Annotated in this window: 1 protein-coding gene and 2 pseudogenes; all 3 read left to right on the forward strand. The window is 75.6% G+C overall.

The annotated features are described in order from the left end of the window. The first annotated feature begins 34 nt into the window (after positions 1-34). Positions 35-15,463: pseudogene (locus tag IG05_RS50810) on the forward strand (SDR family NAD(P)-dependent oxidoreductase). Between the two features lie 46 nt (positions 15,464-15,509). After that, a pseudogene (locus IG05_RS42990) lies at positions 15,510-17,152 on the forward strand (type I polyketide synthase); the annotation flags it as partial. A 22-nt stretch (positions 17,153-17,174) separates the two neighbouring features. Beyond that, positions 17,175-17,360: hypothetical protein (locus tag IG05_RS50815; protein WP_420707658.1), on the forward strand; the 186-nt coding region annotated here is incomplete at its 3' end.

Below are 17,360 nucleotides of genomic sequence, written 5' to 3' on the forward strand. Positions count from 1 at the left end.
CCCCATGACAGCGGACGCACCACGGAGGACGGATATGTCGGGCCCGGACGACCAGATCGTCAACGCGCTGCGCGCCTCCCTCAAGGAGAACGCGCGCCTGCAGCAGGAGAACGGCAAACTCGCGGCGGTCGCTGCCGAGCCCATCGCCATCGTCTCCATGGCCTGCCGGTACGCGGGGGGCATCCGCACCCCCGAGGACCTGTGGCGGGTGGTGACCGACGGCACCGACGTCTACACGACGTTCCCGGAGGACCGCGGCTGGGACCTGGAGGGGCTCTACCACCCCGACCCGGACAACCCCGGCACCACGTACGTCCGCGAGGGCGCCTTCCTGCACGACGCCGGCGAGTTCGACGCCGCGTTCTTCGGCATCTCGCCCCGCGAGGCCCTCGCCATGGACCCCCAGCAGCGCCAGCTGCTCGAAGTGTCCTGGGAGACCCTGGAACGGGCCGGCATCGACCCGCACTCCGTGCGCGGCAGCGACACCGGTGTCTTCGCCGGCATCGTCCACCAGGACTACGCCCCCGACCTGAGCGGCCACGAGGGCTTCCTCAGCCTGGAGCGGGCCCTCGGCACCGCGGGCGGCGTCGCCTCCGGCCGGGTCGCCTACACCCTCGGCCTGGAGGGGCCCGCGGTCACCGTCGACACCATGTGCTCCTCCTCCCTGGTCGCCATCCACCTCGCCATGCAGGCGCTGCGCCGCGGCGAGTGCTCCATGGCGCTCGCCGGCGGCTCCACCGTGATGTCCACCCCCGGCGGCTTCGTCGGTTTCGCCCGCCAGCGCGGCCTCGCCTTCGACGGCCGCTGCAAGTCCTACGCCGCCGCCGCCGACGGCTCCAGCTGGGCCGAGGGCGTCGGTGTCGTCCTCCTCGAAACGCTGTCCCAGGCCCGCGAGCGCGGCCACCGCGTCCTCGCCGTCATCCGCGGCTCCGCCGTCAACCAGGACGGCGCCTCCAACGGCCTGACCGCCCCCAACGGCCCCTCCCAGCAGCGCGTCATCCGCAAGGCGCTGGCCGGCGCCGGACTGACCACCGCCGACATCGACATGGTCGAGGGCCACGGCACCGGCACCGTCCTCGGCGACCCCATCGAGGCCCAGGCCATCCTCGCCACCTACGGCCAGGACCGCCCCGCCGGACAGCCGCTGCGGCTGGGCTCCGTCAAGTCCGTCATCGGCCACACCCAGGCCGCCTCCGGTGTCGCCGGCGTCATCAACATGGTCCAGGCGCTGCGCCACGGCCTGATGCCGGCCACCCGGCACATCGACGCCCCCACCCCGCAGGTCGACTGGTCCTCCGGCGCCGTGGAACTGCTCACCGGCGCCCGGGAGTGGCCCGACACCGGGCGCCCGCGCCGCGCCGGCGTGTCCTCGTTCGGCGCCAGCGGCACCAACGCCCACCTGATCCTGGAACAGGCCCCCGACGAGGAGGCACCGGCACCCTCCGCGACGGACGGCGGTGTGGTGCCGCTGGTCGTGTCCGCGGCCTCCGCCGCCTCCCTCACCGGGCAGGCCGGCCGGCTCGCCGCCTTCCTGGAGAGCGACCCGGACACCCCGCTCGCGGCCGTCGCCGGCACCCTCGCCACCCGGCGCGCCGTCCTCGGCGAACGCGCGGTCGTGGTCGCCGGCACCCGGGACGAGGCCCTGGCGGCGCTCACCGCCCTGGCCCGCGACGAGCAGGCCCCCGGCACCGTCCGGGGCGCCGCCGGGGCGGCCGGCGCCGGCAAGACCGTCCTGGTCTTCCCCGGCCAGGGCACCCAGTGGATCGGCATGGGCCGCGAACTGCTCGACAGCTCGACCGTGTTCGCCGCGCGGATCGAGGAGTGCGCCCGGGCCCTGGACCGCTGGGTCGACTGGGACCTGGAGGCCGTGCTGCGCGGCGAGGCCGACACCGGCCTGCTGACCCGCGTGGACGTCGTCCAGCCCGCGAGCTTCGCCGTGATGGTGGGCTTGGCCGCCGTATGGGCCTCCGCCGGGGTCGTACCGGACGCGGTGGTCGGCCACTCGCAGGGCGAGATCGCCGCCGCCTGCGTGGCCGGCGCGCTCACCCTGGACGACGCCGCCCGCATCGTCGCCGTCCGCAGCCAGGTCATCCGCGGCCGGCTCGCCGGACTCGGCGGCATGGCGTCCGTCGCGCTAGACGAGGACGACGTCACCGCCCGGCTGGAACGGTGGGCCGACCGCGTCGAGGTCGCCGCCGTCAACGGGCCGGCCTCCGTGGTGATCGCCGGTGACGCCGAGGCCCTCGACGAGGTCCTGGACGCCTTCGAGGACCAGGGCGTGCGGGTGCGCCGCATCGCCGTCGACTACGCCTCGCACAGCCGGCACGTCCAGGCCGTGCAGGAGGCCCTGACCGAGGCCTTCGCGGACATCCGCGGCGCGGCGCCGGCGATCCCGTTCCTGTCCACCGTGACCGGCGAGTGGGTCCGCGAGGCCGGTGTCCTCGACGGCGGCTACTGGTACCGCAACCTGCGCCGGCAGGTCCGGTTCGGCCCGGCCGTCGAGACGCTCCTCGCCGAGGGCCACACGGTGTTCGTCGAGTCCAGCGCCCACCCCGTCCTCGTCCAGCCCGTCACCGGGATCGCCGACGACGCCGCCGCCGACGCCGTGGTCACCGGCTCCCTGCGCCGCGACGACGGCGGCCTGCGCCGGCTGCTCACCTCCATGGCCGAGGTGTTCGCGGCCGGCGTCCCTGTCGACTGGCGGGGCGTCCTGCCCGAGGCCGCCCGCACCGCCCACGTCGACCTGCCGACGTACGCCTTCGACCGCCGCCACTACTGGATCCAGCTCACCGCGAACGGCGGTGACGCCACCTCCCTCGGCGTCACCGGCAGCGACCACCCGCTGCTCGGAGCGGTCGTGCCGCTGCCCCAGACCGACGGGCTCGTCCTCACCTCCCGCCTCTCCCTGCGCACCCACCCCTGGCTCGCCGACCACGCCATGCAGGGCGTGGTCATCGTCCCCGGCACCGTCTACGTCGACCTCGCCGTCCGCGCCGGCGACGAGTTCGGCTGCGGCACCCTCGAAGAACTCGTCATCGAGGCCCCCTTGGTCCTGCCCCCGCAGGGCGGTGTCCGCGTCCAGGTCGCCGTCGGCGGCGCGACCCCGAACGGCTCGCGCACCGTCGACGTGTACTCGCTGCGCGAGGACGCCACCGACGACGACGGCCACGGCGAGTGGACCCGGCACGCCACCGGCCTGCTGTCCGGCAGCCCCGCCCGGTCCACCGCGCCCGCCGTCGACTACGCCGCCTGGCCGCCGCCCGGCGCCGAACCCGTCGCCATCGACGACTTCTACGCCGCCCTCGTCGCCCGCGGCTACTCCTACGGGCCCGCCTTCCAGGGCCTGCGCGGCGTGTGGCGGCGCGGCGAGGAACTCTTCGCCGAGGCGGCCCTGCCGCAGGACCACCGGGAGAACGCCGACAAGTTCGCGATCCACCCGGCCCTGCTCGACGCCGCCCTGCACACCAACGCCTTCGCCAACCCGGACGACGACCGCAACGTCCTGCCGTTCGCCTGGAACGGGCTCGTCCTGCACGCCGAGGGCGCCTCCGCGCTGCGGGTCCGGGTCGCGCCCGCCGGCCCCGACGCCCTGTCGTTCCAGGCCGCCGACGAGACCGGCGCCCTCGTCCTCACCATGGACTCCCTGGTGTCCCTGCCGGTCTCCGCCGAGCAGCTCGGCGCCGCGGCCGGCGGCCACCAGGACGCCCTGTTCGCGGTCGACTGGGTGCACCTGCCCGCCGCCGAGGGCCTCCCCGCGGCACCCGCCTGGGTGACCGTCGCCGACGCCGACGACGTCACCGCGCTCACCGCCCGCGACAGCGCCCCCGGCGCCGCGATCCTCGACGCCGACAGCGACGGCGCCGACGCCCAGACCCTCACCACCCGGGTCCTGCGCGTCCTCCAGGCCTGGCTGGCCACTCCCGGACTGGAGGCCGCCCGGCTGGTGGTGGCCACCCGGGGCGCGGTGGCCGCGGGCGGCGACAGCGCCGTCACCGACCCGGCCGGTGCCGCCGTCTGGGGTCTGGTCCGCGCCGCCCAGGCCGAGAACCCCGACCGGGTGGTCCTGGCCGACCTCGACCCGGCCGCCGCCACCGGCGCCGGCCCCGTCCTCGCCCAGCTCCTCGCCGCCGGCGAACCCCAGCTCGCCGTCCGCGGCACCGTCCTGTCCGCGCCCCGCCTGGTCCGCGCCGAGACGGCGGACCGGGCCGGCGCGCCCGGCACACCCGGTGCCGAGCCGCCCGCGGCAGACGCCCAGGCCGGCAACGAGCCGCCCGCGGACGACAGCACCGCAGTCTTCGACCCCGACGGCACCGTCCTCGTCACCGGCGGTACCGGCTCGCTCGGCGCGCTGGTGGCCCGGCACCTGGTGCAGCGGCACGGCGTACGGCACCTGGTACTGGCCGGCCGGCGCGGCCCCGACGCCGACGGCGCCGCCGAACTCACCGCCGAGCTGACCGGACTCGGCGCGGCCGTCTCCGTCGTCGCCTGCGACGTCTCCGCCCGGGACGCGGTCGCCGGGCTGCTGCGCGCCGTCCCGGCCGAGCACCCGCTGACCGGCCTGGTGCACCTCGCCGGCATCCTGGACGACGGTGTGATCGGTGCGCTCACCGAGGAGCGGATCGCCGGGGTCTTCGCCCCCAAGGCCACCGCCGTACGGCACCTGGACGAGCTGACCCGCGAACTCGCCCCCGGACTGCGCTCGTTCGTGGTGTTCTCCTCCGCCGCCGCCCTCCTCGGCTCCGCCGGACAGGGCAACTACGCGGCCGCCAACGCCTATCTGGACGCCCTGATGGCGCACCGCCGCGCGGCCGGCCTGCCCGGCGTCTCCCTCGCCTGGGGCCTGTGGGAGCAGAGCACGGGCCTCACCGCCCACCTCAGCGAGACCGACCAGGCCCGCATGAGCCGCGGCGGCGTCCTCGCCCTGACCCCCGAGGAGGGCCTCGCCCTCCTCGACACCGGGCTGCGCGCCGACCGCGCCCTGCTGGTCCCGATCAAGCTGGACCTGCGCGCCCTGCGCACGGACGCCGCCGCGGGCGCCGCCGTGCCGCACCTGCTGCGCGGCCTGGTCCGGGCCGGCCGGCGCTCCGCCCGGGCCGCGGCCGGCGACGGCAGCGGCCTGCTGCGCCGCCTCGCCGGCCTCGCCGAGGCCGAGCAGGAAGCCGTCCTGCTGGGCATCATCCAGGCCGAGGCCACCGGCGTCCTCGGCTTCAGCGGACCCGAACTCGCTCAGGGCACCCGCGGTTTCGGCGACATCGGCTTCGACTCGCTCACCGCGATCGAACTGCGCAACCGGCTGTCCGCCGCCACCGGCGTCAAGCTGCCCGCCACGCTCATCTTCGACTACCCGACCCCGGTGGCGCTCGCCCGCCACCTGCGCGAGGAACTCGGCGAGAGCGCGGCCGGCGCCGCCGCGCCCACCGTGGCCGTGACCGACCCGGACGAGCCCATCGCCATCGTCGGCATGGCCTGCCGGCTGCCCGGCGGCGTCACCGACCCGGCCGGCCTGTGGCGGCTCGTCACCGAACGCCGGGACGGCATCACGGAGTTCCCCGACGACCGCGGCTGGAACCTCGACGAGCTGTTCGACGCCGACCCCGACAAGGCCGGCACCTCCTACGTCCACAAGAGCGGGTTCCTGCACGGCGCGGCCGAGTTCGACGCCGAGTTCTTCGGCATCTCCCCCCGCGAGGCGCTGGCCATGGACCCGCAGCAGCGGCTGCTGCTGGAGGCGACCTGGGAGGCCCTGGAGAACGCCGGCATCGACCCCGGCTCGACCCGCGGCGCCGACATCGGCGTCTTCTCCGGCGTCTCCATCCACGACTACCTGGAGTCCCTCAGCAACATGCCCCCCGAGCTGGAGGGCTACGTCACCACCGCGACCGCGGGCAGCGTGGCCTCGGGCCGGGTGTCGTACGTCTTCGGCTTCGAGGGCCCCGCGGTCACCGTGGACACCGCCTGCTCCTCCTCGCTGGTGGCCATGCACCTGGCCGCCCAGGCGCTGCGGCAGGGCGAGTGCTCCCTGGCGCTGGCCGGCGGTGTCGCCGTGATGGGCTCGCCCATCGGCGTGCTCGGCATGTCCCGGCAGCGCGGCCTCGCCGCCGACGGCCGGGTCAAGGCCTTCTCCGCCGGCGCCGACGGCACGATCCTCTCGGAGGGCGTCGGCATCGTCGTCCTGGAGCGCCTGTCGGAGGCCCGGCGCAACGGGCACCAGGTCCTGGCGGTCGTCCGCGGCAGCGCGGTCAACCAGGACGGCGCCTCCAACGGCCTGACCGCCCCCAACGGCCCCTCGCAGCAGCGGGTGATCCGCCGCGCGCTGGCGGCGGCCGGGCTGGCCGCCACCGACGTCGACGTGGTCGAGGCGCACGGCACGGGCACCGCGCTCGGCGACCCCATCGAGGCGCAGGCCCTGCTGGCCACCTACGGCCGTGACCGCGAAGAGCCCCTGTGGCTGGGCTCGCTGAAGTCCAACATCGGGCACACCCAGGCCGCCGCGGGCGTCGCAGGTGTCATCAAGATGGTGCAGGCGCTGCGGCACGGCGTCCTGCCGCCCACCCTGAACGTCACCGAGCCGACCCCGCAGGTCGACTGGTCGGCGGGCTCCGTCGAGCTGCTGACCGAGGGGCGGGAGTGGCCCGACGCCGGCCGCCCGCGCCGGGCCGGCGTGTCCTCCTTCGGCATCAGCGGCACCAACGCCCACCTCATCCTGGAGCAGGCACCCGAGGAGCCGGCCGCCGCACCGGCGCCGCACGACGGTGTGGTGCCGCTGGTGGTGTCGGCGGCCTCCGAGGGCTCGCTGGCCGGGCAGGCGGAGCGGCTGGCCGCGTTCACGGCCGGCACGGACGCGTCCCTCGCGGACATCGCGGCCGCCCTGGCGACGCGCCGGGCCGCCCTGTCCGAGCGGGCCGTGGTCGTCGCCGGGACCCGCGAGGAGGCGCAGGCCGGGCTGGCCGCGCTGGCCCGCGGCGAGTCGGCCGCCGGCCTGCTGACCGGCGCCGGTGCGGCGGCCGGACGGACGGTCCTGGTCTTCCCGGGGCAGGGCTCGCAGTGGACCGGCATGGGCCGGGAGCTGCTGGAGACCTCCCCGGTGTTCGCGGAGCGGATCGGGGAGTGTGCCCGGGCTCTGGAGCCGTGGACGGACTGGGACCTGACGGCCGTGCTCCGCGGCGAGGCGGACCCCGATCTCATCGCACGCGTCGACGTGGTCCAGCCGGCGAGCTTCGCCGTGATGGTCGCCCTGGCCGCCGTATGGGCGTCCGTCGGGGTCGTACCGGACGCGGTGGTCGGGCATTCGCAGGGTGAGATCGCGGCCGCGTGTGTGGCCGGTGCGCTGTCGCTGGAGGACGCGGCGCGGATCGTGGCCGTGCGCAGCCAGGTGATCGCCGGGCAGCTGGCCGGGCGGGGCGGCATGGCCTCGGTCGCGCTGCCCGAGGCGGAGACCGCCGAGCGGATCACCGCGTGGGACGGCCGGGTCGAGGTCGCCGCCGTCAACAGCCCCTCCTCCGTGGTGGTCGCCGGTGACGCCGAGGCACTGGAGGAGGCACTCGCCGCGCTGGAGGCCGACGGGGTGCGGGTGCGCCGGGTCGCGGTGGACTACGCCTCCCACACCCGCCATGTCGAGGCCATCGAAGGGGCGTTGGCCGAGGCCTTCGCCGACATCCGCGGCCAGGCACCGCTGGTGCCGTTCTACTCCACGGTCACCGGCGACTGGGTGAGCGAGGCCGGCGTCCTGGACGGCGCCTACTGGTACCGCAACCTGCGCAGTCAGGTCCGCTTCGGCCCGGCCGTCGAGGCGCTGCTCGCCGCGGGCCACTCGGTGTTCGTCGAGTCCAGCGCCCACCCGGTCCTGGTGCAGCCGGTCAGCGAGATCGTGGACGAGACACGCGCGGACGCGGTCGTCACCGGCTCCCTGCGCCGCGAAGAGGGCGGCCTGCGACGGCTGTTGACGTCGATGGCCGAGGTGTTCGTCAAGGGCGTCGCCGTCGACTGGACCGGAGTGCTGCCCGAGGGCGCCGGTGACACCCACGTGGACCTGCCCACGTACGCCTTCGACCACCGCCACTACTGGCTGAAGACCGCGCCCGCGACGGACGCCGCCTCGCTCGGCCAGTCCGCCGCCGACCACCCCCTGCTGGGCGCGGTCGTCCCGCTGCCCCAGTCCGACGGGCTGGTCCTCACCTCCCGCCTCTCCCTGCGCACCCATCCCTGGCTGGCCGACCACGTCCTCGGCGGCGCTAACGTCGTCCCCGCCTCCGCCCTGGTCGAACTCGCCCTGCGCGCGGGCGACGAGGCCGGCACCGCCACCCTGGACGAGCTGACCGTCGAGACCCCGCTGGTGCTGCCCGAGGAGGGCGGCGTACGCGTCCAGGTCGCCGTCGGCGGCCCCGACGACAGCGGCACCCGCACCGTCGACGTCTACGCGGCCGGCGAGGACACCGAGCCCGCCGCGTGGACCCGGCACGCCACCGGACGGCTGTCGCCCGTCCCGCTCACCGCTCCGCGGGCGAGCGCCGATCTGACCCTGTGGCCGCCCACCGGCGCCCGCCCGGCCGACACCGACGAGCTCTACGACGACCTGCTCCGCCTCGGCCACCCCTTCGGCCCCGCCTTCCGCGGCGTACGGGCGCTGTGGCGGCGCGGTGACGAGGTCTTCGCCGAGATCGCGCTGCCCGAGGAGCAGCGGGCCGGCGCCGAGCGGTTCGGCATCCACCCGGCGCTGCTCGACGCCGCCGTCCAGTCGGGGCTGCGGCACGCGGCCACGGCCGACCCGGACGGTGCCGGACAGCGACTGTGGCAGCCCGCCGCGTGGCAGGGGCTCACGCTGCACGCCACCGGCGCGACCACGCTCCGCGTACGGCTCGCCCCGTCCGGCGCCGGCCGGCTCCGGCTGGAGGCCGCCGACGAGACCGGCGGGCTCGTCGTGACCCTGGACGCCCTCGGCTTCCTGCCGGTCCCCGCCGACCGGCTCACGGCGGCCCGGGGCGACGGCGGCCACTCGCTGTACCGCGTCGAGTGGACCGAACTGCCCGCGGCCCCCGCCGAGGCACAGGTGCCGCAGTGGGTGCCGCTGTTCCACGCGGACGAGGTCGGGATCCTCGCCGACGCGGCGACCGGTCCCCTGGTCGCCGTGGTCGAGGCCGCGACCCCCGACGGCAGTCCGGACGCCACCGCCGACGGCGCCCTGTCCCAGGCCAACCGGATCCTGGCCATGCTCCAGGCCTGGTTCGCCGCGCCCAGCCTGGAGGAGTCCCGGCTGGTGGTCCTGACCCGGGGGGCCGTCCCCGCCGGCGGGGACGGCGCGGTGACCGACCCGGCCGGCGCGGCCGTCTGGGGCCTGGTCCGCGCGGCCCAGGCCGAGAATCCCGGCCGGATCGTCCTGATCGACACCGACACCGACCCGGACATCGCCTACGGCACCGCCGTCGAACCGCTCCTCGCCACGGTCCTCGCCTCCGGCGAACCCCAGGTGGCCGTGCGCGGCCCGGTCCTGTCGGTGCCGCGGCTGGTCCGCGCTCCCGAGAGCGAACCGGCCACCGCGTTCGACCCCGGGGGCACGGTGCTCGTCACCGGCGGTACCGGCTCGCTCGGCGCGCTGGTGGCCCGGCACCTGGTCGAACGCCATGGCGTACTCCTCCGGCGCCGGCCTGTTCGGCTCGGCCGGCCAGGGCAACTACGCGGCCGCCAACGCCTACCTGGACGGCCTCATGGCCCGCCGCCGCGCCGCCGGACTCCCGGCCGTGTCGCTGGCCTGGGGCCTGTGGGAGCAGAGCACCGGCCTCACCGCCCACCTGAGCGCGACCGACCAGGCCCGCATGGGCCGGGGCGGCGTCCGCGCCCTCACCCCCGAGGAGGGCCTGGCCCTCTTCGACACCTCCCTCGGCGCCGAACAGGCCCTCGTCGTCCCGATCAAGCTGGACCTGCGGGCCGCCCGCGCCGACGCCGCCTCCGGCGGCACCGTCCAGCCCCTGATGCGCGGCCTGATCCGGGTCACCCGGCAGGCCGCCCGGACGGCCGCCGCGGACCGCAGCGGCGGCGGCCTGGCCGACCGGCTCGCCGGACTCGCCCCGGACGAGCAGGAGGCGCTGCTGCTGGACGTGGTCCGCGGCCAGGTCGCCACCGTCCTCGGCCACGCCGGGGCCGACCAGGTCAGGGCCGAGAAGGCGTTCAAGGACGCCGGCTTCGACTCCCTCACCTCCGTCGAACTGCGCAACCGCATCCGTGAGGCCACCGGCCTCAGCCTGCCGACGACCGTCGTCTTCGACTACCCGACCCCGCTCGCCCTCGCCCGCCACCTGCACAGCCACTTCGGGCACGTCACCGCCGCCCCCACCGCCCCGGAACCGGCCGTCGCCGCGGCCGACCCCGGCGAGCCGATCGCGATCGTCGGCATGGCCTGCCGGCTGCCCGGCGGCGTCCACAGCCCCGAGGACCTCTGGCGGCTGGTGTCCGAGGGCCGGGACGCCATGTCCGGCTTCCCCGACGACCGCGGCTGGGACCTGGAGGGCCTGTTCGACTCCGACCCCGGACGCGTCGGCACGTCGTACGTCGACCAGGGCGGCTTCCTCTACGACGCCGGCCTGTTCGACGCGGGCTTCTTCGGCATCTCCCCGCGTGAGGCGCTGGCGATGGACCCGCAGCAGCGGCTGCTCCTCGAAACCTCCTGGGAGGCGCTGGAACGGGCCGGCATCGACCCGCTCTCCCTCAAGGGCACGGACGTCGGCGTGTTCTCCGGCGTGATGACCCAGGGCTACGGCTTCGGCGGCGAACTCCCGCCGGAACTCGCCGGGTTCACCGCCACCGGCTCCGCGGGCAGCGTGGCCTCCGGCCGGGTGTCGTACGTCTTCGGCCTGGAGGGCCCCGCGGTGACCGTGGACACCGCCTGCTCCTCGTCGCTGGTCGCCATCCACCTCGCCGCGCAGGCCCTGCGGGGCGGCGAGTGCTCGATGGCCCTGGCCGGCGGCGCCACCGTCCTCGCCAACCCGTACACCTTCGTGGAGTTCTCCCGCCAGCAGGCCCTCTCGCCCGACGGCCGCTGCAAGGCCTTCTCCTCCTCCGCCGACGGCACCGGCTGGGCCGAGGGCGCGGGCGTCATCGTCCTGGAACGCCTCTCCGAGGCACGGCGCAAGGGCCACCGGGTCCTCGCGGTGCTCCGCGGCAGCGCGGTCAACCAGGACGGCGCGTCCAACGGCCTGACCGCCCCGAACGGGCCCTCGCAGCAGCGCGTCATCCGCAAGGCGCTGGCCGGCGCCGGACTGTCGGTGTCCGAGGTGGACGCGGTGGAGGCGCACGGCACGGGCACCGTCCTCGGCGACCCGATCGAGGCCCAGGCCCTGCTCGCCACCTACGGCCAGGACCGCGACGAGCCGCTGTGGATCGGCTCGGTGAAGTCCAACATCGGCCACGCCCAGGCCGCCGCCGGTGTCGCCGGCGTCATCAAGACCGTCGAGGCGCTGCGGCACGCGGTGCTGCCGCCCACCCTGCACGTCGACCGGCCGTCGACCGAGGTGGACTGGTCGGCGGGCGCCGTCGAGGTGCTCACCGAGGCACGCGACTGGCCCGAGACCGGCCGCCCGCGCCGGGCCGGCGTCTCCGCCTTCGGCGTCAGCGGCACCAACGCCCACATCATCCTGGAGCAGGCCCCCGAGATCCTGGAGCAGGCCCCCGAGGAGCCGGCCGCGGCACCCGGGGCGCCCGCCGACGCCGTGCTGCCGGTGGTGGTCTCCGCGCGCAGCACCGCCGCACTCGCCGGACAGGCCGCCCGTCTCGCCGCGTTCACCCGGGACACCGAGGCCTCGCCGGCGGCCGTCGCCGGAGCGCTCGTGGCCCGGCGGGCGGTGCTGTCCGAACGCGCGGTGGTCGTCGCCGGCTCCCGCGAGGAGGCGGTGTCCGGGCTTGCGGCGCTCGCTGCCGGCGAGTCCTCGCCGACCGTGGTCACCGGCTCGGAGAGCACCGGCGGCACGGTCTTCGTCTTCCCCGGCCAGGGATCGCAACGCCTCGGCGCGGGCCGCGAGTTGTACGACCGCTACCCGGTCTTCGCCCGCGCCCTGGACGAGGCCTGCGCCGCCCTCGACGCGCAGCTCGCCGGCTGGGCGGACCACCCCGTCAAGGACGTCGTCTTCGGTGAGGTCGGCAACGCGGGCGGCGGCCTGCTGGACCAGACGGTGTTCACCCAGGCCGGCCTCTTCGCCCTGGAGACCGCCCTGTTCCGGCTCGTGGAGTCCTGGGGCGTACGACCCGACGTCGTCGCCGGACACTCCATCGGCGAGGTCGTCGCCGCCCACGTGGCCGGCGTGCTGTCGCTGCGGGACGCGGCGGCGCTCGTCGCGGCCCGCGGCCGGCTGATGCAGGCCCTGGCACCGGGCGGCGCGATGGTCGCGGTCGCCGCCACCGAAGCGGAGATCGAGGACTACCTCGGCGCGGGTGTCGACCTCGCCGCGGTCAACGCACCCGGCTCGGTGGTCCTCTCCGGTGACGAGGGAGCCGTCGTGGCCGTGGCGGAGAGGCTGCGTGAGCAGGGCCGCCGGGTGAAGCGGCTGACCGTCTCGCACGCCTTCCACTCGGCGCTGATGGAGCCGATGCTGGCCGACTTCGCCCAGGCCCTGACCGGACTGACCTGGAACGAGCCGGCGATCCCGGTGGTGTCCAACGTGACCGGCCGCCTCGCTGAGCCGGGCCGGCTGACGGATCCGGCGTACTGGGTCGACCACGTCCGCCGACCGGTCCGCTTCGCCGACGGCATCGCCGCCTCCGGCGGCCAGGTGTTCCTGGAACTCGGCCCCGGCGGCGCACTGACCGGCGCCATCGCGGAGTCGGCGGGCGAGGACGCGGTCAGCGTGCCCGCGCTGCGCGACGACCGCGGCGAGACGCAGACGCTCCTGCTGTCCGTCGCCGAGCTGTTCGTCCGCGGCGCGAAAGTCGACTGGGCGGCCACCCTGCCCGAGGGCGCCACCGAGGCCCACGTGGACCTGCCCACGTACGCCTTCGACCACCAGCACTACTGGCTGCACACGGCCCCTGCCACCGACGCGGTCGCCCTCGGTCAGAGCACGGCCGGCCACCCGCTGCTCGGCGCGGTCGTGGAGGTCCCCGAGACCGGCGGGGTGCTCTGCACCTCCCGGCTGTCCCTGCGCACCCACCCGTGGCTCGCCGACCACGCCGTCGGCGGAGTCGTCCTGGTCCCCGGCACCGGCCTGGTCGAACTCGCCGTACACGCCGGTGACGAGGCCGGCTGCGGGGTGCTGGACGAACTCGTCATCGAGGCACCCCTCGTCGTCCCCGAGCAGGGCGGCGTCCGGGTCCAGGTCGCCGTCGGCGGACCGGACGACACCGGCCTGCGCACCGTGGCCGTCTACTCGGCCCGGGAGAACACCGCCGGCGAGATCGGCACCGACGCCTGGACCCGCCACGCCACCGGCACCCTGACCACGTCGGCGCCCGACACCCCCGCCTTCGACACCACGGTCTGGCCTCCGGCCGGCGCCGAACCGGTCACCCTCGACCCCACCGCCTTCTACGCCGGCCTGGCGAGCCACGGCTACGCCTACGGCCCCGCCTTCCAGGGCCTGCGCGCGGTGTGGCGGCGCGGCGAGGAGATCTACGCCGAGGTCGCCCTGCCCGACGAACAGCGCGACGAGGCGGCCAAGTTCGGCCTGCATCCCGCCCTGCTGGACGCGGCCCTGCACACCGACGCCTTCGCCCAGCCCGACGACGGACACAACGTCCTGCCGTTCTCCTGGAACGGCCTGGCCCTGCACGCCGCCGGCGCCGCCGCCCTGCGGGTGCGGATCACACCGCGCGGAACCGACGTGCTGTCCCTCGTCGCGGCCGACGAGAACGGCGGCCTCGTCCTGAGCGTCGACGCGGTCACCTTCCGCCCGGTGGACGTCGACCGGCTCGACGCCGCCGCGGCGGCGGACCAGGGCCGCGACGCCCTGTTCGGCGTCGCCTGGACCGAACTCCCCGCACCCGCCCCGACGACGGCCCCCGCCTGGACGCGGGTCGCCGACGCCGCCGCGGTCAACGCCCTGAAGGGCGAGGTACCCGAGGCCGCCGTCCTGGACCTCCAGGAGCCCGGCGACGGCGACGAGGAGGTGCTCGCCCGGACCGCCGCCGCCCTGGAGGTCGTCCAGGCATGGCTCGCCGACGCCGAGTTCGAGGACGCGCGGCTGCTGGTGGTGACCCGGGGCGCGGTGCCCGCGGCCGGCCCCGCCACGCTGACCGACCCGGCCGGCGCGGCCGTCTGGGGCCTGGTCCGCGCCGCCCAGGCCGAGAACCCCGGCCGGATCGTCCTGCTCGACCTGGACCCGGCCGCCGACACCCCCGTCGACGACCTCCTCGCCCCCGTCCTCGCCTCCGGCGAACCCCAGGTGGCCGTGCGCGGCCCGGTCCTGTCGGTGCCGCGGCTGGTCCGCGCTCCCGAGAGCGAACCCGCCACCGCGTTCGACCCCGGGGGCACGGTGCTCGTCACCGGCGGTACCGGCTCGCTCGGCGCGCTGGTGGCCCGGCACCTGGTCGAACGCCATGGCGTATGACGGCGTTCGCCGTCTTCTCCTCGGCGTCCGGCCTGTTCGGCTCGGCCGGCCAGGGCAACTACGCCGCCGCAAACGCCTACCTCGACGCGGTCGCCACCCGGCGCCGGGCGGCCGGCCTGCCCGCCACCTCCCTCGCCTGGGGCCTGTGGGAGCAGACCAGCGGCATGACCGCCCACCTGGGGGCCGCCGACCAGGCCCGGATGAGCCGGGGCGGCGTCCTGCCCATCGGGCCCGCCGAGGGCATGCGGCTCCTCGACGCGGCCCTGGACACCGGCGAGGCGCTCCTGGTGCCCATCAAGCTGGACCTGAGGGCCCTGCGCGCCGACGCGGCAGCGGGACGCCCCGTGCAGCACCTGCTGCGCGGCCTGGTCCGCACCGGCCGCCAGCCGGTCCGCGCCACGGCCGGGGACGGCACCGGCGGACTCACCCGCCGGCTCGCCGGACTCGCCCCGGCCGAGCAGGAGAACCTGCTCCTGGACCTCGTCCGCGGGCACGTCGCCACCGTCCTCGGCCACGCCGGGGCGGAGCACGTCGGACCCGAGACGGCGTTCAAGGACGCCGGGTTCGACTCCCTCACCTCCGTCGAACTGCGCAACCGGCTCCGCGAGACCACCGGACTCAAACTCGCCGCCACCGTCGTGTTCGACTACCCGAACCCGCTCGCTCTGGCCCGCCACCTCCACGCGGAACTGGGCACCACCAACGACGCCCTGTCGCTGGTGCACGAAAAGATCGAGGACATCGACTCGCTGATCGCCGGACTGCTTTCCGACGAGTCCAAGAAGGCCGACATCGTGCTCCGCCTCCAGGGTCTGGTCGCGAAGTGCAACGGAGCGGTCGAGGAGACAGAGGGTTCCGCCGTCGCGGAGCAACTGGAATCCGCCTCCGCCGATGAAGTCCTCGACTTCATCAACGACGAACTCGGCATCGTCTGACCGCCACCCCTTCGCGGACCGTCAAACCCTCGGTGAGGAATGGAAGATGGCCACAGAGCAGGAACTCCTCAAGTACCTCAAGCGCGTCACGACCGAACTGCACGACCTGCGCCGGCAGGTCCGGCGGAACGCGGACGAGCCGGTCGCGATCGTCGGCATGGCCTGCCGGCTGCCCGGCGGCGTGACGACGCCGGAGGAGCTGTGGCGCCTGGTCGCCGAGGGCCGGGACGCCGTGTCCGACTTCCCCGCCGACCGCGGCTGGGACCTGGACGCCCTGTTCGACGACGACCCGGACACGACGGGCACCACCTATGCCCGTCAAGGCGGCTTCCTGCGTGACGCCGGCCTGTTCGACGCCGAGTTCTTCGGCATCTCCCCGCGTGAGGCGCTGGCGATGGACCCGCAGCAGCGCCTGCTGCTGGAAACCTCGTGGGAAGCCCTCGAACAGGCCGGCATCGACCCGCTCTCGCTGAAGGGCGCGGACGTCGGCGTCTTCAACGGGATCATGGGCGTCGACTACTTCTTCGGCGGCAACCTCCCGCCGGAACTGGAGGGTTACGCCGGCACCGGCGGTGCGGGCAGCGTCGCCTCGGGCCGCATCTCCTACGTCTTCGGCTTCGAGGGCCCGGCCGTGACCGTGGACACCGCCTGCTCCTCGTCCCTGGTCGCCATCCACCTCGCCGCCCAGGCCCTGCGGCGCGGCGAATGCGGCATGGCGCTGGCCGGCGGCGCCACGGTCATGGCCACCCCGCACACCTTCGTGGACTTCTCCCGCCAGCGCGGCCTCGCGGCCGACGGCCGCTGCAAGTCGTACGCCGACACGGCCGACGGCACCGGCTGGGCCGAGGGCGCCGGCGTGGTCGTCCTGGAACGGCTGTCGGAGGCCCAGCGCAAGGGCCACCGGGTGCTGGCGGTCGTCCGGGGCAGCGCGGTCAACCAGGACGGCGCGTCCAACGGTCTGACCGCCCCGAACGGTCCTTCGCAGCAGCGGGTGATCCGCAAGGCCCTGGCCGCGGCCGGACTGACCCCGGCCGACGTGGACGCGGTGGAGGGGCACGGCACGGGCGCCCCTGGCCGCAGCTCGACCGGCCGCGCCGCGTGGGTGTCTCCGGGTTCGGCGTCAGCGGCACCAACGCCCACATCATCCTGGAACAGGCACCGGAGGAGCCCGCTGCCGAGCCGGTGGCTCCGGCCGACGGTGTGGTCCCGGTGGTCGTGTCGGCGCGGAGCACGGGTGCGCTGGCGGGGCAGGCGGGGCGGTTGGCCGCGTTCGTGGACGAGACCGACACGCCGCTCGCCGCTGTCGCGGGGGCGCTGGTCTCACAGCGGGCCCAGCTGTCCGAGCGGGCCGTGGTTCTCGCCGAGAGCCGCGAGGAGGTGCTGTCCGGGTTGCGGGCGCTGGCCGCCGGGGAGACGTCCCCGCTCGTCGTCAAGGGTGCCGGTGCCGAGGGGAAGACGGTGTTCGTGTTCCCGGGGCAGGGGTCGCAACGGGTCGGTATGGGCCGTGAGTTGTACGACCGGTATCCGGTGTTCGCGCGGGCGTTGGACGATGCGTGCGCCGCCCTGGACGGGCACCTCGGCGCGGAACCTCCCGTCAAAGATGTGATCTTCGGTAACGCGGACCTCTTGGACCAGACGGTGTTCACGCAGGCCGGCCTGTTCGCGGTGGAGTCGGCGTTGTTCCGGCTGGGTGGCGGCGCGGGGCCGGTTGATGCAGGCCCTGCCGGCGGGCGGCGCGATGGTCGCCGTGGCCGCTTCCGAGGCGGAGATCACCGAACACCTCGGCGAGGGTGTGGATTTGGCGGCGGTCAACGCTCCCGGTTCGGTCGTTCTCTCCGGCGATGAGGCGCCCGTCCTCGCCCTGGCGGAGAAGCTGCGTGAGCAGGGCCGCCGGGTG

Origin of the sequence: Streptomyces sp. NRRL S-1022 (assembly GCF_000720135.1) — a bacterium.
In the GTDB taxonomy this organism is placed as follows: domain Bacteria; phylum Actinomycetota; class Actinomycetes; order Streptomycetales; family Streptomycetaceae; genus Streptomyces.